This window comes from Actinomadura monticuli, from assembly GCF_041463655.1.
GTDB lineage: Bacteria > Actinomycetota > Actinomycetes > Streptosporangiales > Streptosporangiaceae > Spirillospora > Spirillospora monticuli.
Genome location: NZ_JAXCEI010000005.1, coordinates 63,414 through 80,170 on the forward strand (window position 1 = coordinate 63,414; position 16,757 = coordinate 80,170).

17 protein-coding genes are annotated in these 16,757 nt (G+C 72.7%); 8 read left to right on the plus strand and 9 right to left on the minus strand.

Annotated elements, in window-relative coordinates; genetic code table 11:
* The first annotated feature begins 24 nt into the window (after positions 1–24).
* Complete coding sequence (locus SM611_RS12150) at positions 25–1,896, plus strand: outer membrane protein assembly factor BamB family protein (protein WP_371949594.1); 1,872 nt, start codon at positions 25–27, stop codon at positions 1,894–1,896.
* A gap of 22 nt (positions 1,897–1,918) precedes the next feature.
* On the opposite strand, the gene SM611_RS12155 is transcribed toward SM611_RS12150, so the two are convergent.
* The 3 genes from SM611_RS12155 to SM611_RS12165 form a co-directional block, all read right to left on the minus strand.
* Complete coding sequence (locus SM611_RS12155; protein ID WP_371949596.1) at positions 1,919–3,058, minus strand: glycosyltransferase family 4 protein; 1,140 nt, start codon at positions 3,056–3,058, stop codon at positions 1,919–1,921.
* A 179-nt stretch (positions 3,059–3,237) separates the two neighbouring features.
* Entirely contained in the window at positions 3,238–4,500 is a 1,263-nt protein-coding gene (locus SM611_RS12160; protein ID WP_371949598.1) for a nucleotide sugar dehydrogenase, read from the minus strand.
* 19 nt (positions 4,501–4,519) lie between these two features.
* Complete coding sequence (locus SM611_RS12165) at positions 4,520–5,962, minus strand: glycosyltransferase family 4 protein (RefSeq protein WP_371949599.1); 1,443 nt, start codon at positions 5,960–5,962, stop codon at positions 4,520–4,522.
* 54 nt (positions 5,963–6,016) lie between these two features.
* Here SM611_RS12165 and wecB point away from each other — a divergent pair, with 54 nt between their 5' ends.
* Genes wecB through SM611_RS12180 form a run of 3 tightly spaced genes read left to right on the plus strand, consistent with a single transcriptional unit; the run spans position 6,017 to position 9,928 of the window.
* On the plus strand, positions 6,017–7,087 hold the full coding sequence (wecB, locus tag SM611_RS12170) for a non-hydrolyzing UDP-N-acetylglucosamine 2-epimerase (protein WP_371950031.1): 1,071 nt from the start codon (positions 6,017–6,019) through the stop codon (positions 7,085–7,087).
* Entirely contained in the window at positions 7,080–7,757 is a 678-nt protein-coding gene (locus SM611_RS12175; RefSeq protein ID WP_371949600.1) for a hypothetical protein, read from the plus strand. Before wecB ends, SM611_RS12175 begins: the two co-directional genes overlap by 8 nt.
* A gap of 53 nt (positions 7,758–7,810) precedes the next feature.
* Positions 7,811–9,928: a glycosyltransferase gene (locus SM611_RS12180; protein WP_371950032.1), complete on the plus strand. Its 2,118-nt coding sequence runs from the start codon at positions 7,811–7,813 to the stop codon at positions 9,926–9,928.
* Here SM611_RS12180 and SM611_RS12185 read toward each other — a convergent pair.
* Complete coding sequence (locus SM611_RS12185) at positions 9,866–10,504, minus strand: TetR/AcrR family transcriptional regulator (RefSeq protein ID WP_371949601.1); 639 nt, start codon at positions 10,502–10,504, stop codon at positions 9,866–9,868. The two genes, SM611_RS12180 and SM611_RS12185, sit on opposite strands and share 63 nt — an antisense overlap.
* A gap of 51 nt (positions 10,505–10,555) precedes the next feature.
* Here SM611_RS12185 and SM611_RS12190 point away from each other — a divergent pair, with 51 nt between their 5' ends.
* Positions 10,556–11,386: an alpha/beta fold hydrolase gene (locus tag SM611_RS12190; RefSeq protein WP_371949602.1), complete on the plus strand. Its 831-nt coding sequence runs from the start codon at positions 10,556–10,558 to the stop codon at positions 11,384–11,386.
* A gap of 51 nt (positions 11,387–11,437) precedes the next feature.
* Here the strand turns inward: SM611_RS12190 and SM611_RS12195 are convergent, their stop codons facing one another.
* The 3 genes from SM611_RS12195 to SM611_RS12205 are packed head-to-tail and all read right to left on the minus strand — an operon-like array spanning position 11,438 to position 12,809.
* Complete coding sequence (locus tag SM611_RS12195; protein ID WP_371949603.1) at positions 11,438–11,851, minus strand: PIN domain-containing protein; 414 nt, start codon at positions 11,849–11,851, stop codon at positions 11,438–11,440.
* The gene (locus SM611_RS12200) at positions 11,848–12,105 is read right to left on the minus strand and encodes a CopG family transcriptional regulator (RefSeq protein ID WP_371949604.1); all 258 of its coding nucleotides are present in this window, start codon (positions 12,103–12,105) and stop codon (positions 11,848–11,850) included. Before SM611_RS12200 ends, SM611_RS12195 begins: the two co-directional genes overlap by 4 nt.
* 5 nt (positions 12,106–12,110) lie before the next feature.
* Positions 12,111–12,809 carry a winged helix-turn-helix transcriptional regulator gene (locus SM611_RS12205; protein ID WP_371949605.1) on the minus strand — a complete coding sequence of 233 codons (699 nt, stop codon included), beginning with the start codon at positions 12,807–12,809 and terminating at the stop codon, positions 12,111–12,113.
* Between the two features lie 119 nt (positions 12,810–12,928).
* On the opposite strand from SM611_RS12205, the gene SM611_RS12210 reads away from it, so the two are divergent.
* The 3 genes from SM611_RS12210 to SM611_RS12220 all read left to right on the plus strand — a co-directional run bounded on the left by SM611_RS12210 (position 12,929) and on the right by SM611_RS12220 (position 14,906).
* The gene (locus SM611_RS12210) at positions 12,929–13,738 is read left to right on the plus strand and encodes a class I SAM-dependent methyltransferase (protein WP_371949606.1); all 810 of its coding nucleotides are present in this window, start codon (positions 12,929–12,931) and stop codon (positions 13,736–13,738) included.
* 449 nt (positions 13,739–14,187) lie between these two features.
* On the plus strand, positions 14,188–14,559 hold the full coding sequence (locus tag SM611_RS12215) for a type II toxin-antitoxin system RelE/ParE family toxin (RefSeq protein WP_371949607.1): 372 nt from the start codon (positions 14,188–14,190) through the stop codon (positions 14,557–14,559).
* Positions 14,556–14,906, plus strand: a complete 351-nt coding sequence (locus SM611_RS12220; protein WP_371949608.1) for a helix-turn-helix domain-containing protein — start codon at positions 14,556–14,558, stop codon at positions 14,904–14,906. The genes SM611_RS12215 and SM611_RS12220 overlap by 4 nt, the downstream gene beginning before the upstream one ends.
* A 299-nt stretch (positions 14,907–15,205) precedes the next feature.
* On the opposite strand, the gene SM611_RS12225 is transcribed toward SM611_RS12220, so the two are convergent.
* Positions 15,206–15,457, minus strand: coding sequence for a hypothetical protein (locus SM611_RS12225; RefSeq protein WP_371949609.1), 252 nt, complete (start codon positions 15,455–15,457; stop codon positions 15,206–15,208).
* A 193-nt stretch (positions 15,458–15,650) separates the two neighbouring features.
* Positions 15,651–16,652: a CDP-alcohol phosphatidyltransferase family protein gene (locus SM611_RS12230; RefSeq protein ID WP_371949610.1), complete on the minus strand. Its 1,002-nt coding sequence runs from the start codon at positions 16,650–16,652 to the stop codon at positions 15,651–15,653.
* Positions 16,653–16,757: the final 105 nt, after the last annotated feature.

Below are 16,757 nucleotides of genomic sequence, written 5' to 3' on the forward strand. Positions count from 1 at the left end.
CGGCCTGGTGGCCGACCGGAGTCCGTGGGCAGGGTCCGCGTCGCGCTCGGGCTGGTCTCCGCCGTGGTCGCCGTGGCGCTGTGCGTCGTGCTCGTCGACACCTACGTCCTGCGCGCCGAGTGGTGGCAGGTGCGGCACACCGTGACCGGCGACCCCGTCACCCCGCAGCGCGAGGTCGGGCCGCCGCCGGGCCCGCTCGCGGTGAGCTGGGAGCAGACCACCCGGATCCACCACGGCGCCGTCGCGGGCTACGACGGCGTCGCCCACCAGGTCGCGCTGGGGCAGGTCGTGACCGCGTCCGGGCACGGGCTCCAGGTGCGCGACGCGCGGACCGGCGGCGAGCGCTGGAGCTACCGGCGGTCCGGCTGGACGATGCTCGGCTGGACGTCCACCCGGTCCCGGCTCGTCGCCTACTTCGAGCGCAACGGCGATCGCGGCGACCGGCTCGTCGTCGCGTTCGACGCGCTGTCGGGCGGGCTGCTGTGGCGGCGGGAGGGGGAGCGCCCCGCCGCGGTGTCGCGCACGACGCTGCGCTGGCCCGCCGGGTCCGGCACCGTCCTCACCACCGACGACGGCCACCGCACGCTGTTCGGCGTCTCGGCCGTGACGGGGAACCGGGTGTGGCGGCTGGCGCTGCCGCGCGGCTGCCGGCTGTTCGAGGGCGGCGCGCACCCGTCCGACGGCCGGGAGGACCTCGCCGCGTTCGGCCTGGACTGCCGGGAGGACGGGCGGCGCCGCAGCCGGCTGCTGGCGGTGGACCCGGCCAAGGGCACCGTCCGCTGGGACGAGCGGCTCGGCTCCAAGGAGTCGCCCGAGGTCTCGATGCTGGACGGGGTGACGCTCGCCTCGGACGGGACGGCGCTGCGCGCGTTCGGCGAGGACGGCGACCAGTTCCGCGTCTGGAAGGGCGACGGGGTGTGCGGCGACCTGATGTGCCCGGGGGTGCTGGCGCCGGGGCGGCTCCTGGTCGTCTACCACCCCGACGGCGACCGTTCCGGCGACACCCGCATGGAGGCCGTGGACGTGCCGTCCGGGCGGGTCGCCTGGAGCCGCGACGTCCCGGCCTACGCGGCGCTCGCGCAGGCCGGCGGGCAGGTCTTCGCGCTGCGTCCGCGGCTGTCGGAGGGGCTGCTGCCGGCCGGCGTCGACATCGTGGCGCCGGGCGACGGCGGCGCCACGACCGCGCCCGCGCCGTTCCCGATGGACCCGGACCTGCCGGGCGCGCGGCCGTGGCTGGCGGCGGCGGGCGGGCTGCTGTACGTGGGCGTCCCGCAGGCCGCGCCCCGCCCGGACGGCGCGGCGCGGCTGGTCGCGCTGCGCGGCGGGCCCACCGGCACCGGCCCGGCCGAGCTCGGCGGCGTGCCGGTGGCCGACTGGCCGGACGCGTGCTCGCTGCTCACCGGCCCCGACCTGGCGGCGGCGCGGATGACCGGCTACCGCGCCGAGCCGAGCCGGACGTCCGCCGGGGCGGTGGAACTGCCGCGCCCGGTGTCGTGCACCTACGAGCCGCGCGACGAGGGCGGCGAGCGCGAGAAGGACGATCCGGACGGGGAGGGCGCCACGGCGAAGGCGAGCGCGTCGAAGCCGGCCACGCCGTCCGCGAGCCCGAGCGAGGACGCCGATCCGGCCGTGCGGGGCCTCACCGTGAGCGTGCGGTGGGTGGCGGAGACGGACGAGGCGGCGTCCCGGATGCTGGACGCCCTGCAGGCCACGCAGTCGCAGGCCCGGCGGCGCCGCGACATCGGCGGGGACGAGGCGTACGAGATCGGCCCGACCGCCGGCATGATCGCGCTGCGCGTCGGCCGGTACCTCGTGGTGGTGGAGGCGAACCGCCCGCCGGGGGCCGCCGCGCGGATCGCGAGGTCCGTCGCGTACCGGCTGCACCACCCGTCCTGACGCGGATGCGGCGGGGGCGGGGTCAGGACTCGGGGACGGGTTCCGGCGCGGGTTCCGGCTCGCGTGCCGTGTCGGGGGAGCGGCCCGCCCACGCCTCCAGCTGGGCGACGAAGCGTTCGGCGTGGACGGGCCAGTGGAACCGGGCTCGGGCCGCGTCGTAGCCGCGTTTGCCGAGCTCGGTGCGATGGTCGGGGTCGTCGCGCAGGTGCAGGACGGCCTTGGCGGCGGCGTGCGGGTCGCCGAACGGGACGACGACCCCGCAGCCGCTCGGTTCCACGATGTCGACCGCCGGCGGGTTCGGCGTGGTGACCACAGGGATGCCGTGCGCCATGTACTCGACGACCTTCGTCGGCATCGAGTGCCGGTAGTTGGGCTCGTCGTGCAGCAGCGCCAGCCCGGCCGTCGCGCCCTCGGCGATCCGCAGCGCCCGGTCGTTCGGGACGAACCCGTACCAGCGCACGATCCCCTCGCGCTGCGCGGCCCGCAGCGCGTCCCGGACGTCGGCGTCGGCCGCGCCGATCAGCTCCACGAGCACGCCCTCGGCGGCCAGCGGGCGGGCCATCTCGATCATGTCGAGCGCGCCGCGCGCCCGGGACAGCTGCCCGACGTAGACGGCGCGGCCGCCGGCCGGCGGGCCGGGCGGCGTGTCGGAGACGTAGGTGGTGTTGGGCACGACCGGGTGGTCCCCGCGGAACCGGGCCCGGTAGCCGTCCTCGGCGAGCAGCAGGCGGTGCCGGCGCTCGCTGCGCCGCTCCAGCCCGCGGACGACCGGGCGCAGCAGGGGCCGCGCCGGGCCGGGCAGCCAGCCCTTGGCCGACAGGGCGGCGGCGGTGTCCTCGTGGACGTCCCACACGACCGTCCGCTGCCGGACCTCGCGGGGGAGGGACACCAGCAGCTCGGGGTCGTGCAGGAGGACCACGTCGGCGTACGGGGCGTGCTCGGCGAGCGCCCGGTGGGCGGCGCGCAGGGCCCGGAGCCGCCGCCGTCCCGTGGCGCGCGGGATGTCCACGGGGCTGATCCGCCGCCACGGCGTCGCATTGCATGCCCGAAATGGCGCGATATATGTGACCTCATGGCCGGCGTCGAGCAGCGCGCGAATCTGCCGGTGCAGAATGCGTGCGTCCTCGGGATGGTGCACCACCGTGCAAACACAGACCCGCATCCCACTCACTCCGTAACGCGCAGGAATCGTCATCTACGCCGAGTCTCGGCCGCGAACGAGAACACCTGATGAACCGCCGCCGTCGCCGACATGTCCACCCCCGACCGATTCGTTGACCTGCGGCGTGTCGTTGCTTTCGGCGGCCGTATAACAACGACACGCCGCAGCTCGACGCGGGCTCAGAGGAGTTCCACGGTCTCCGAGTCCGCGTCGCGGGTTCGGCCGCGGGTGTCGAACAGCAGCCGCGCGTGCCGGGTCAGCACGTCCGCGTCGTAGGCGGAGTGGTCGGCCAGCACGATCGACAGGTCGGCGCCGCGCAGCGCGGCGGCGAGGTCGTCGCCCGCGTCGGGGACCGGCTCGCCGTCCACCTCCCAGGACGCGACGAACGGGTCGTGGAAGACCAGGTCGGCGCCGAGCCGGGCCAGCCGCCGCGCCACCGGGCGGGCCGGCGACTCGCGCTGGTCGGCGATGTCGGCCTTGTAGGTGACGCCGAGCAGCAGGACCCTGGCGCCCTTCAGTGCGCGCCCCTCCCGGTTGAGTAGCTGCTGCGCCCGCTCCGCCACGTACCGGGGCATCCGGTCGTTGATCTCCTGGGCCAGCTCCACGAACCGGAACGGGTAGCCCAGCGACCTGACCTTGTACGACAGGTAGTTCGGGTCGATCGGGATGCAGTGCCCGCCGACGCCCGGTCCCGGCCGGAACGCCTGGAACCCGAACGGCTTGGTGGCCGCGCAGTCGATCGCGTCCCACAGGTCGATGCCCAGCTCGTTGCAGAACACCGCCATCTCGTTGACCAGGGCGATGTTGACGTGCCGGTAGGTGTTCTCCAGCAGCTTCGCCATCTCCGCCTCGCGGGTGCCCTTGGCCTCCACGACGCGGTCGACGAACTTGCCGTAGAACGCCGCCGCCGCCGACGCGCACGCCGGGCCCAGCCCGCCGACGATCTTCGGGGTGTTGCGCACCCCGTAGACCGGGTTGCCCGGGTCGATCCGCTCCGGCGAGAACGCCAGGTGGAACTCCTCGCCCGCGACCAGGCCGGACGTCTCCAGGATGGGCCGGACGACCTCCTCGGTGGTGCCCGGGTAGGTGGTCGACTCCAGCACCACCAGCGTCCCCGGCTCCAGGTGCCGGGCGACCGTCTCGGCCGCGCCGCGCACCGCGGTGAGGTCGGGGCCGCCCTCCGGCGACAGCGGCGTCGGCACGCAGATCACCACGGTGCGGGCGCCGTCCAGGACGTCCTCGTGCAGGCTGGGGACGAACCCGGCCTCCAGCATCTGGCCGATCTCGGCGGCCGAGACGTCGTCGATGTGCGACAGCCCGGCCTTGAGCCCGGCGACGACGCGCGCGTCCCGGTCGAGCCCGCCGACCCGCAGGCCGGCCCGGCACGCCTCCCGGACGAGCGGGAGTCCCACGTAGCCGAGTCCGATGACCACAAGATCCATGCGCCCGGCTCCCTTCGGTCTATGTGCGTCGGTAGGCGGCCCGGTATCCGCGGGTCACGGCGCGCCAGGTGCGTTCCGCGGCGACCCATTCCCGGGCCGACCGCCCGATTTTCTGTCTCAGTTCGGGACTGTAAGCCAGGTCTTCCAGACAATTCGCCCATGCTTTCGCGTCTTCCGGAACTGTTAACGCGCCCGTCACGCCCGGTTCCACGATTTCCCGCAGAGCTTTGACATCACTGGCTACGAGGGGGATTCCCCCCGCCATCGCCTCGATCGGCTTCAGAGGAGTCACCAGTTGGCACACCCGGTCCGCCCGGCGCGGCACCGCGAACACGTCGAGGACGGCGTGGAATCTGCGAACGGACTCCATCGGAACCCGTCCGGTGAACACGGCGTGCACGCCGAGCCCGGCCGCGCGCCGTTCGAGCGCGCCGCGCTCCGGGCCGTCCCCGACCAGGAGCAGCGTGACGGGGGTACCCCGGTCGCGGAGCAGGGCGGCGGCGTCGATGAGCGTGTCGATGCCCTCGTAGCCGTAGAACGACGACGTCAGGCCGACCACCGTGGCGGACGCCGGGATGCCGAGCCGTTCGCGCAGGTCCCGGGCGTCCGGCAGCGGCTCCAGGAACGCCTCGTCCACGCCGTTCGGAACCGTGAAGATCTTCTCCTCGGGGACGCCCCGGGACGCGATCTCCGCCCGCATCGCCTCGCCGAGCGTGACGACCGCGTCCGCCTCGGCCATCCGGCGCGTCTCCAGCTCGCGGGTCAGCCGGTAGAAGGCGTCCGTCTCGCTGTGCGACGGGTCGCGGGACAGCCAGGAGTCCTCCAGGAAGCCGCGCACCTCGTAGACGACCGGAATGCCGTGGCGGCGCCCCAACTCCAGCGCGACGGCCGCGTTCAGATGGTTGCTGACGGCGTGCAGGACGGACGGCCGCAGCTCCTCCACCAGCCGCCCGGCCAGATCGGCGCCCTTCTCGACGGCCCGGACCGGGTCGCCCGGCGGCAGCCAGGGCAGCAGCCGGTGGTACGGGACGCCGTCGACGTCCACCCGCGCCCGCGCGTCCCCGACGCCCTGGCTGAGCGGGTAGCCGAGCCGCGTCACCACATGGGGGTCGAGGCCCGTCTCCCGCTGCGCGAGCGCGATCCGGTGCGTCCGGACGGTGTAGCCGGCGTTCGTGCACGGCAGCGCGTTCGTCACGAACTGCAGCACGGTCCCGCCGGGCCGGGGCCCGCGCCGACCGGTCGCCGGCGGCCGGGCGAGCAGCGCCCGCAGATCCTCGGTCTCGCGGCGGACGTCCCGGGGCTTCGGCACGGCCAGCGGGGAGCGCCGCAGCCGGGCGCCGAACGGGGTGCGCGCGGCCAGCCGCACGCCCAGCCGCGGCGCCCGCCCGGGATCGTCCCTGAGCTGCCGCCAGCCGAGTCCGGCCAGGTAGACGGATTTCTTCAGCACCGATTGGTCGACCACGGGGCCGGACGCTAAGCGACCCCGGTGAACAGAAGGGAAATTGTGTTGGCACCCATCGTGCACGTCCTCGGGGCGCGGCCGAACTTCGTGAAGGCCGCCCCGGTGATCGCCGCGCTGCGGGCCGCCGGCGCCGAACAGGCGGTGATCCACACCGGCCAGCACTACGACGCGCGGATGTCGGAGGTCTTCTTCGACGAGCTGGGGCTTCCCGAGCCCGATGTCAACCTCGGCGTCGGCTCCGGCGGGCACGCCGAGCAGACCGCCGCGCTCATGATCGGGCTGGAGGGGGAGTTCACGAGCCGTTCACCCGCACTGGTCATCGTGTACGGCGACGTGAACTCGACCATCGCCGCCGCCCTCGTCGCGGCCAAGCTGCACATCCCCGTCGCCCATGTGGAGGCCGGGCTGCGCAGCTTCGACATGACCATGCCGGAGGAGGTCAACCGGCGGGTCACCGACCAGCTGTCCGCGCTGTGCCTGGTCACGAGCCCGGAGGGGGTCGGGCACCTGGCCGCCGAGGGCGTCCCGGTGTCCCGGGCCCACCTGGTCGGCAACCCGATGATCGACACGCTGCTGGGGAACCTGGACGCCTTCGACACCGACGCCGTCCGGGCCGCCCACGGGCTGCCGGAGCGGTACGTCCTGGCGACCATGCACCGTCCCGCCAACGTGGACGCGCCGGAGACGGCGTCCGCCCTCGTCCGGCACCTGCACGGCGTCGCCGACCTCGCCGACCTCGTCATCCCGGTGCACCCGCGCGGCCGCGCGAACCTGCTCGCCGCCGGGCTGGACGACCACGACGGCGTGCACATCCTGGACCCGCTCGGGTACATCGACTTCATCGCCGCGGTGCGGGGCGCGGCGGCGGTGGTCACCGACTCGGGCGGGCTCCAGGAGGAGACGACGATCCTCGGGGTGCCGTGCCTGACCGTCCGTCCCAACACCGAGCGGCCGATCACCATCACGCACGGCACGAACCGCCTCGTCACCTTCGAGGAACTGGTGCCCGCCGCCCGCAAGGCCCTGGAGTCGGCCGCGCCGGCGGGCGACCGCAGACCGCCCCTGTGGGACGGCAACGCCGGCCCCCGCATCGCCGAAGTGATCATGGAGTTCCTGGGTGAGTGACGCGAAGGACGAGCGCGCGTACCAGCAGCTCGGAAGGCTGAGGTCCACGCTGCGCGAGCGCGAGGCGCGGCTGGAGGAGCTGGAGCGGCGGCTCAGCGCGCTGGAGACGTCGACGGCCGTGCAGTTCGGACGGCTCGTCGCGGGCGCCGCGCGCGACCCGAAACGCGGGAAGCGGCTGCCGCGCGAGCTGTACCGGCTGTGGCGCAAACGGAACGCGCCCGTGCCGGGCGGCGGCTCCGCGTCGGGCGGCGGCGTCCAGCCGGACCGCGTCGACCGTCCCGAGAACCGGCTGCTCGTCGCGGGCCCCTGCGAGGGGCTGATCGTCGCGGGGGTGCTGGCCCCGGGCACGGCGGCCCTGCTCGGCGAGCACGCCACGGTCGTCCCGCTGTACCCGCACGACGGCGCGATCGTCCTGGACAGGGCGGACGTGGACATGCTCGTCGTGGACGCGGCGGCCGGCGAACCCGGCGGGCCCTGGGCGTACCTGGGCGTCCCCGGCATGTACGACCGTGACCTCGCGCTGCACGAACTCCGGCGGATCGCCACGTCCAGGAAGCTTCCGACCGTCCTGTGGGGGCAGGCGCCGCCCGCGACCCTCGCGTCCCTGCCGTGGGACGCGACCGCCACCGCACCCGGCCGCCTCGCCGAACTGCTGGAACCGGCCCGTTGAAAGGAACCACCGTGCGACCACGTGCCCTCGTCTACGGCGACGTCGACCTGAACATGATCGACGGATCGGCGATCTGGGCCCAGGGCATGGTCCAGGCCCTCGCCCGCGCCGGCTGCGAGGTGACCCTGGTCCTGAAGGCGCCCGTCCGGACCGGGCGGCTCGTCGACCCGCTGCGCGCCCTGCCCGGCGTCACCGTCCGCAGCCCGCACGCCGAGGGGCTGTTCGACGCGCCCATGGCGCCGCGGCACGCCGCCGCGATCCTCGCCCAGATCGACGCCGAGAACCCGCACGACCTGGTCGTCGTCAGGGGCCGCCGGCTCGCGGGCAAGCTCGCCATGGGCCCCCTGGCCGGACGGCTCTGGACGTACCTGACCGACGTCCCGCAGTCGGCGGGCGAGTTCACCGCCTCCGCCAAGGCCGAGCTGCGCCGCATCGCGGACGCCTCCCGCCTGCTGCTCTGCCAGACCGAGGAGCTGCGCGGCTTCCTGGAGGGCGCCGTCCCCGCCACCGCCGGCAAGAGCGTCCTGTTCCCGCCGGTCGTCGTCCTCCCGTCCGACTTGGAGGCCCGTCCTCCCGGCGCCCCGGGCGGCCCGCTCCGCCTCGTCTACACGGGCAAGTTCGCGCCCCGCTGGAAGACCTACGAGATGACGGCCCTCCCGCGCATGCTCGGCGTGCGCGGCGTGGACGCCGAACTCCACATGGTCGGCGACAAGATCCACGAGGACCCCGCCGACGCGGGTTTCGCGACCCGCATGCGGACCGCGCTGGAGACCGGCGAGGGCGTCGTCTGGCACGGCGGCCACCCCCGCGCCGAGGCGATGCGGCTCACCGCGTCCTGCGACGTCGGGCTCTCCTGGCGCGACGCGTCGATGGACGCGAGCCTGGAACTGTCCACGAAGGTCCTGGAATGCGGCACGCTGGGCGTCCCGGTCGTCCTCAACCGCACGCCCATGCACGAGACGCTCCTCGGCACGGACTACCCGCTCTTCGCCGCCACCGAGGACGACGTCCTGGACGCCCTGACCCTCATCGGCAAGAACCCGGACGTCTACACCCTCGCCGCCGACCGCTGCCGCACGGCCGCCGCCGGCTTCACCCTCGACGCCGCCGCGGACCGCCTGCGCACCTGCCTCTCGCAGGTGTTCCCGGAGCCCTCCCCGGCCGTCCTGGCGGTCAAGGACCGTCCCCTCCGCGTCGGCGTCGCGGGCCACGACCTGAAGTTCTTCACCCGCCTGCTCGACTACCTGCGCTCCCGTCCCGACATGGAGATCCGCGTCGACCACTGGCCCGCCCTCAAGGCGCACGACGAGAAGCGCAGCCAGGACCTGGTCGACTGGGCGGACGTCGTCATCTGCGAATGGTGCGGCCCCAACGCCCTCTGGTTCGCGGCCCGCAAACGCCCCGACCAGCGCCTGGTGGTCCGCCTCCACCGCTTCGAGCTCTACGCGCCGTGGCCGAAGCAACTGGACATCGACGCGGTGGACCAGGTCATCTGCGTGAGCCCCCACTACACCGACCTGACCCGCGAGCTGACGGGCTGGCCCGCCTCGAAGGTCGTCACGATCCCGAACTGGGTAGACGACGCCCAGTTCGACCGCGCAAAACTCCCCGGCGCCGAACACCACCTCGGGATGATCGGCATCGCCCCGTCCCGCAAACGCCTGGACCTGGCGCTGGACGTCCTCGAAGAGCTCCGCCGCGACGACCCGCGCTTCACCCTCTTCGTCAAATCCAAGCTCCCCTGGGAGTACTGGTGGATCTGGCAGAAGGAGGAGGAACGGGCCCACTACGAGAAGGTGTTCCGCCGCATCCGCCGCTCGCGCCTCCTATCCGGCGGCGTCGTCTTCGACGCCTACGGCCGCGACGTGGCGTCCTGGCTGCGCCGCATCGGGTTCGTCCTGTCCACCAGCGACGACGAGAGCTTCCACCTGGCGCCGGCCGAGGGCATGGCGTCCGGCGCCGTCCCGGCCCTGCTCAACTGGCCCGGCGCCGACACCATCTACGACGCCCGCTGGATCCACGAGTCCCCGGCGGCGATGGCCGCCTCGATCTCCACCACAGTCGCCCTGAACCGCTGGCACCAGGACGGCGCCGAAGCCAAATCCCAGCTAGAAGCCGCCTACGCCCTCCCCGAAGTCTGCGCCCGATGGACCGACCTTCTCGCCGGATGAGGGAGAGGCGCCGGCGGGCAACGTCGCGGTGTAGGCGGCCATGGCGCGGCCGGCGGCGAGCAGCGGTTCGGTGGAGCGCTGGCCGCGGGCCAGGATGAACGCGCCCTCCAACGCGCTGATCAGCGCATAGGTCAGGGCGCGCGCATCCGTGCCGGACAGCCCCCGCCCGGCCAGATACCGGGTGCCCTCCTCCACCCACGAGGTGAGCACTTCAGCCGCGACCTCGCGGAGTTCCGGCTCGGTGTCGGCGATCTCGCCGGTGACGGTGCCGACGGGGCACATGTTGGCCCAGCCGGTGTTCTCGATGTCCTCGGCCGCCGCCGCGAACGCCGCCTCGACCCCCGTCGCGAGGTCGGCGTGCTCGTCCAGCAGCATCGGGAGCACCTGGATGTAGACGGCGCCGGTCTGCCGGAGGGCCGCCGCCGCGACCTCGCGCTTGCCGCCCCGGAAGTGGTGGTAGATCGACCCGGTGGGCGCCTTCGCCGCCCGCGCCAGCTGCTGGATGCCGGTCGCGGCGTAGCCCTGCACCCGCAGCAGCTCCGCCATCGCGTTCACGATGCGCTTGTCAGTCTCCACGCCCCCATGTTAGAACAGTTGCTCTAGAGCGATCGTTCTAATGGGGGCGACATGCAGAGCGTCACACTGCCGGCGGGCGTCATCGAGTACGACGAGACGGGCACGGGGCCGCCCGTCGTCCTCCTGCACGGCCTGCTGCTGGACCACACCATCTGGGACCGCGTGCTCCCGCTCCTCCCGAAGGGGTTCCGGTACATCCGCCCCGTCCTGCCGCTCGGAGCGCACCGCCGCGCGATGAACCCGGACGCCGACCTGGCCCTGCCCGGCCAGACCCGCATCGTGGCCGACCTCCTGGACGCCCTGGACCTGGACGGCGTCACCCTCGTGCACAGCGACTGGGGCGGCGGCCTCTTCCTCACCGCCCACGGGCTCGACCACCGGGTCGCGCGCCTGGTGATCCTGCCCTGCGAGGCGTTCGGCAACTTCCCGCCCGGCCTCCCCGGCAAGATGGCGACCCTCGCCGTCCGCGTGCCGGGAGCCGTCCCGCTCGTCGCCCGCCAGCTCCGCATCGGCTGGCTGCGCCGCAGGCCGATGCTGTTCGGGCAGATGGTGCGCGAACCGGTCCCGGACTCCCTCGTCCGCGGCTGGACCGAGCCGGTGCTCCGCGACCCGGCCATCCGGCGCGACCTTCGCGCCTACGGCCGAGGGGGCTTCGACAAGGCGACCTGCATCCGGAACACCCAGGCCCTGAGCCGCTTCGAGGGCGACACCCTGGTCCTGTGGTCCCCCGACAACCGCGTCATGCCCCCGTCCCACGGCCACCGCCTCGCCGACCTCATCCCCAACGCCCGCTACGCCGAGATCCCCGACGCCTACGTCCTGTCGATGCTCGACGCCCCCGAAGCGGTGGCCCGCGAGATGAGCGCCTTCCTGGTCTCGTAGCGGGTCGATAGTGCGTCGGCGTGCTTGACCGCCGTGCGGGGAAGAGCCCGGTCAGATCTTGATGACGGCGGCGCGTCCCCCGCACAGGGCTGCCAGGTCCGCGGGGTCCGAGGTGAGGATCGTGACCGGGCCGGGCGAGGTGAGCGCGGTGGCGCCGAGCATGGCGTCGATGGCGTGCTTGTGGCCGTGCAGGCCGGCGTCGGCGAGGAGGGCGGCGGCCTGGCGGGCGATGGGTTCGGTGACCGGCTCGACGACGAGGCGGGAGAGGGTCCACTCCAGGGCGGGCCGGTTGATGCGCGGGTGGACGACTTCCACCAGGGTCGCCGCCGAGGTGATCACGCGGAGGTCGTCGGCGCGGGCCAGGGCGAGCCAGCCGGTGACGTTGCGGTCGCGCAGAACGGCCTTGGCCAGGCCCTCGCTGTCGAGGACGAGGGTGCCGCCGGGCATGGCAGGGGAGCGGGTCACGCCGCGTCCGCCCCACCCTGTTCCCTGCGCACCTGGTGGAGCTGGTCGCGCAGAGCCTGGATCTCCTCGTCCGTGACGGGCCCGTGCTCGGCCTCGGCGACGGCGATGATCTCGTTGAGGTTGTCGCGTTCGACCTGGCGGGCGACGGCGGCCGCGACGTAGGCGGACAGGCCGGAAGGACCGCTGCGGGCCTTGGCGGCCTCCGCGATGTCGCGCGGCATGGTGATCGAGTACTTCCCGGTAGGCTCACTCATGCCATTTATCCTACCTTTGATGCTCCTTCCGAGTCGTGCATGGCCGGACGGGGGACGGCGGCGAAGGCGGGGAGGGCGAACCAGCCCGGGATCTGGCGGCGGAGAGGGCCGGGGCCTTGCAGGTCCACCGCGCTGGAGCGGAGGGCGGCGTCCCAGGTGAGGTCGCCGCGCCAGATCTGGGTCAGGTCGCGGAGGTCGGCGGTCACGGTCACGGAGACGTCGTAGCCGGGGTCGGCGTCGCAGAGGTCCGCGCTGCCGGGGGTGAGGACCAGCCACCAGTGGCGGTTGCGGGGCGGGACGTCCGGGAAGACGAAGAGGACCACGGTTCGGTCGGCCGGGATCGCGTCCGGGGTGATGTTGCGGCGCATGTCCCACAGCAGGAGTTTCGGGTCCAGGTCGCGGTCGCCCAGTTCCCCGATCCAGCGGACGCCCCACACCGCCAGGGCCTCCACCACCGGGCGCAGCTCTTCGCCGGCCGGGGTGAGAACGTAGCGGTCCTCCCGCCGCTCCAGGACCCCGGCGCGCACCAGCTGGTTCAGGCGTTTGGAGAGCAGCGTCGGCGACATACGGGGCACGCCCCGGCGCACCTCGTTGAAGCGCTCGCTGCCGGAGAGTAACTCGCGGACGATCAGCAGCGTCCACCGCTCGTCGAGCAGCTCCATCGCCTTGGCCACCGGACAGAACTGGTAATACGAGGCCCCCATACCTCGCACCTTAGGACGGTTCGCTCAGACCGGCTAGGTCCCGGTACAGATCCTGTACTAGGAGCGCACCCCTACGGCTTCTTAGCGTGGGCCCCACGAAAACGAGGGGAGAACGTGTCATGGGGGACACGCTGAAGGACGCCCACAGGGCGATGTGGGCGTCGGGCGACTATCCGTCGCTGGCGTCCGAGATCATCCCGGAGCTGGGGGAGGTGCTCGCCGAGGCGGCGGGGGTGACGGCCGGCACGCGGGTGCTGGACGTCGCGGCCGGGTCGGGCAACGCGGCCATCGCGGCGGCGCTCGCCGGGGCGGACGTCGTGGCGAGCGACCTCACGCCCGAGCTGCTCCAGGCCGGACGGGACGACGCGGCGAGGCGCGGCGCCAAGCTGGAGTGGAAGGAGGCCGACGCGGAGGCGCTGCCGTTCGGGGATGGGGAGTTCGACACGGTGCTGTCGTGTGTCGGGATCATGTTCGCCCCGTACCACCAGGCGTCGGCGGGCGAACTGGTGCGCGTCTGCCGGTCCGGCGGCACGATCGGGCTGATCAACTGGACGCCGGAGGGCTTCATCGGGCAGATGTTCGGCGTGATGAAGCCGTACGCGCCGCCGCCCCCAGAGGGCGCGCAGCCGCCGCCGTTGTGGGGGCGTCCCGAGCACGTCGAGGCACTCCTCGGCGACCGCGTCACCGGCGTGGAGTTCGAGAAGCGGACGGTGCGGGTCGAGCGGTTCGGGAAGCCCGAGGAGTTCCGCGACTACTTCAAGAGCCGCTACGGCCCCACGATCGCCGTCTACCGGCGCATCGCCGGCGACCCGGAGAAGGTCGCCGCGCTGGACGCCGCGCTCGCCGACCTGGCCCGTGACCAGGACGTCGGGACGTCCGGCCTGGTCCTGGAGTGGGAGTACCTGCTCGCCACCGCGCGCAAGCGCTGAACATGGGCGAAGGCCCCCGGCGCGTCGCCGGGGGCCCTTCGCTCGCGGGTCAGCCGGCGCTGCCCACCGTCACTCCTTTGTCGACGGGAAGCGCGGCGCGGTAGGTCTCGCGACGAGGGCGTCTACCCGGCTCCCCCCGAGGGCATGGCGTCCGGCGCCGGGCGGGACCTTGGTGGTCACGGTCGTCCGCACAGGCGGCCAGCCCGCCCGATCACACTGTGGGACCGGCTCAGCCGGGCACCTTCCAGGCCAGCCCGTGACCAGCAGCAGTGTCGGCCGGAGGATGTACTGGTCATCGCGGGACACGGCGGAGATCCGCCGATGCCCTCTGTGCCAGCGCAACCGTTACCGGGGCTTCTCTCCGTGGGCTGGCAGGATGGCCCGCCGTCGAGCTGAATCCGCTTGGTCGGCCGGGTGTTGAGGAGCACGCTGGCTATAACATGAGATGCATGGGGTTGTTCGAGATCCAGGCTGAGCCGGAAGTCGTCGACTGGCTCATGTCGCTCCCGCCTGCTCACCTGGCGCGGGTGGACGCGGTGTGCGGCTTACTCGCGGTTGAAGGCACCGGCCTCGGCATGCCCCTGTCCAGACCTCTGGGTGACGGCGTATGGGAGCTGCGGATCAACCTGCACCCCAAGGACATGCGGATCACCTACTGGTTCCCCGGGCACGACCGAATCGTGCTGTTGACGGTGTTCCGTAAGACCCGGGACGCCGAGCAGGCTCAGGTGAGACGGGCCAAACAGGCACAGAAGGTCTGCGAAGCCGAACACGACACCGACCAGATCATCAGCCTCATCGAGACTCCGGAGGGGTCATGAGCAGCCAGCGGACCAGCCCGCATGTTCTTCTTGGTGACCACCCTGGCCTGGCAGCCAAGCGTGACACCGACGAGTACCGGCTCGCCCACGAGGAGGCGTGTCTGGCGCTCGCCCTCGGCCGTGCCGTCTACGTCCGGCGGACCGAGTTGGGCATGTCCCAGACCGAGCTGGCCCGCCGTGCCGGGATGCGTCAGCCTGCCGTGTCCCGCATCGAATCCGGCGGTGGAGGGGTGCCGACCCTGGCCGTATTGAACAGGCTCGGGCACGCCCTCGGCTTGCGGTTCCGCGTCATCGTCGGTGAAGGGGACGCCGGGGCGGCGGAGACCGAGTTGCTCGCCATCGCGTGAAGACCCGGCCCCTGCCGCTCGGTCAGCACTCCGGCCCGCTTGGCGGGCAGGCCGGGCGGTTGCGGTGCATGCAGCGCCGGCGGGCTCGATGCCGGGCTTGCGGGTCACGCACGCGCCGGTGCATGGAGATTCTGGCGACCGGAACGGGGTGCGGGACAGCAAGGACCCGGATGGAGGACACCCCCCACCTTGTCCCTTGCGCAGTTCGCTGGTCTGATCGAGCAGGTCAAGCAGCACCGGAGCGGTAGCCGTGGCCGGTTGATCGTTCAGGCGGGCTTGGGCTTGGTGCCGCGCAGGATCTACTGGTCGTTGCCGAACACGCCGGAGATCTGGCTCTGGCCACCGAGGGCCTTGCAGCGTTCGGTGAGCCGGTGGCCGTCGATGGAGGACTGGTTGCGCTCGCGGGCCTTCGCGACGGCTTCCTCCTCGCCGGCTGCTGCGACGACGTCGCTCCACTTGGGAAATTCGTCATCGCTGCTCTTGGTGCGGGGGTGCGTTGACCTGCGGCATGTCGTTGGTATGGGTGCGCCGGAAGCAACAACACGCCGCAAATCAACGAATGGAGTTGGCCATGCTCGTCCGGGCGGCGGGGACGTGAAAACGATAGCGGGGCGCGGAGCTGGGCCGGAGGGGTTCATCGGGCAGATGTTCGGCGTGATGAAGCCGTACGCGCCCCCACCGCGCGCAAGCGCTGAACATGGGCGAAGGCCCCCGGCGTGTCGCCGGGGGCCTTTCGCTCGCGGGTCAGCCGGCGCTGCCCACCGTCACTCCTTTGTCGACGGGAAGCTCGGCGCGGTAGGTCTCGATCTTGGCGTTGAGCTTGGCGAGGCTCCGGCTGTAGTCGCGGCTGGACAGCCAGAACTTGTAGATGATGACGAGTTCGAAGGCCAGCAGGCCGGCGGCGCTCACCGCGACGACCGGGATGATCGCGCCGGAGACGATCGCGGCGGCGATCGGGGCGACGATGAAGACGCCCATCTGGAACTCGATGCCGCTGATCAGGTGCGGGCGGATGCGGCCCGCCATCAGGACGTTGCGGATCCGCGCGTACCAGGGGAAGCGCTGGTTGAAGCCCTGCTGGAGCGTCGCGATGGTCGGGTCGTCGGCGACGACCCGGTTCTCCAGGTCGGCCTCGGGGTCCTCGGTGAGGGCCTCGGCGGAGCGGAGGTCCTCGTCGTCTTCGGTGATCTCGCCGTTGGCGCGGCGGGCGGCGAGTTCGAGCTCCCTGGCCTCCGCGCGGGCCGCGTTCAGCGTCGTCCGCATCTGGGTGCGGACCTTGTAGATCTCCAGCGCGTCCATGTAGCGGAGCATGTCGAGGAACACGACCGCGATCGCCGTCCAGATGTAGGCGACGTTGTCCGTGGCGGCGTACTGCCCGGCCATGAGGGCGATCGCGCAGGCCAGGACGCGGACCCGGTCGAAGATGTAGTCGAGCCAGGCGCCGAACACCGAACCGGTGCCCTTCAGGCGGGCGATCTTGCCGTCCATGCAGTCGAGCGTGAACGACAGGTGGTACAGCAGCGCGCCGGCGAGCAGCCACGGCCAGGACGCGACGGCGAAGCAGGCGCCGGCGGCGAGGCCGAGGACCAGGGCGCCGACGGTGAGCTGGTTCGGGGTCACGCGCGTCCGGTTGGCCGTGAACCTGACCAGCCGGGCGGCGAGCGGGTCGACCAGGAGGACGGTCCACCAGGCGTCACGCGCCTTGTACGTCCGTTGCCGAACGTCGTCGAGCGTGAAATTCGCCATGCGGTTCATCCCTTTCATCGTGAGGAGCGGTCCGATGCTATCGCCGTCCGGTTCGGGGGACGCGCATTGTCGCTGATCCGTGACTGGCTCCCGCACATGGTGATC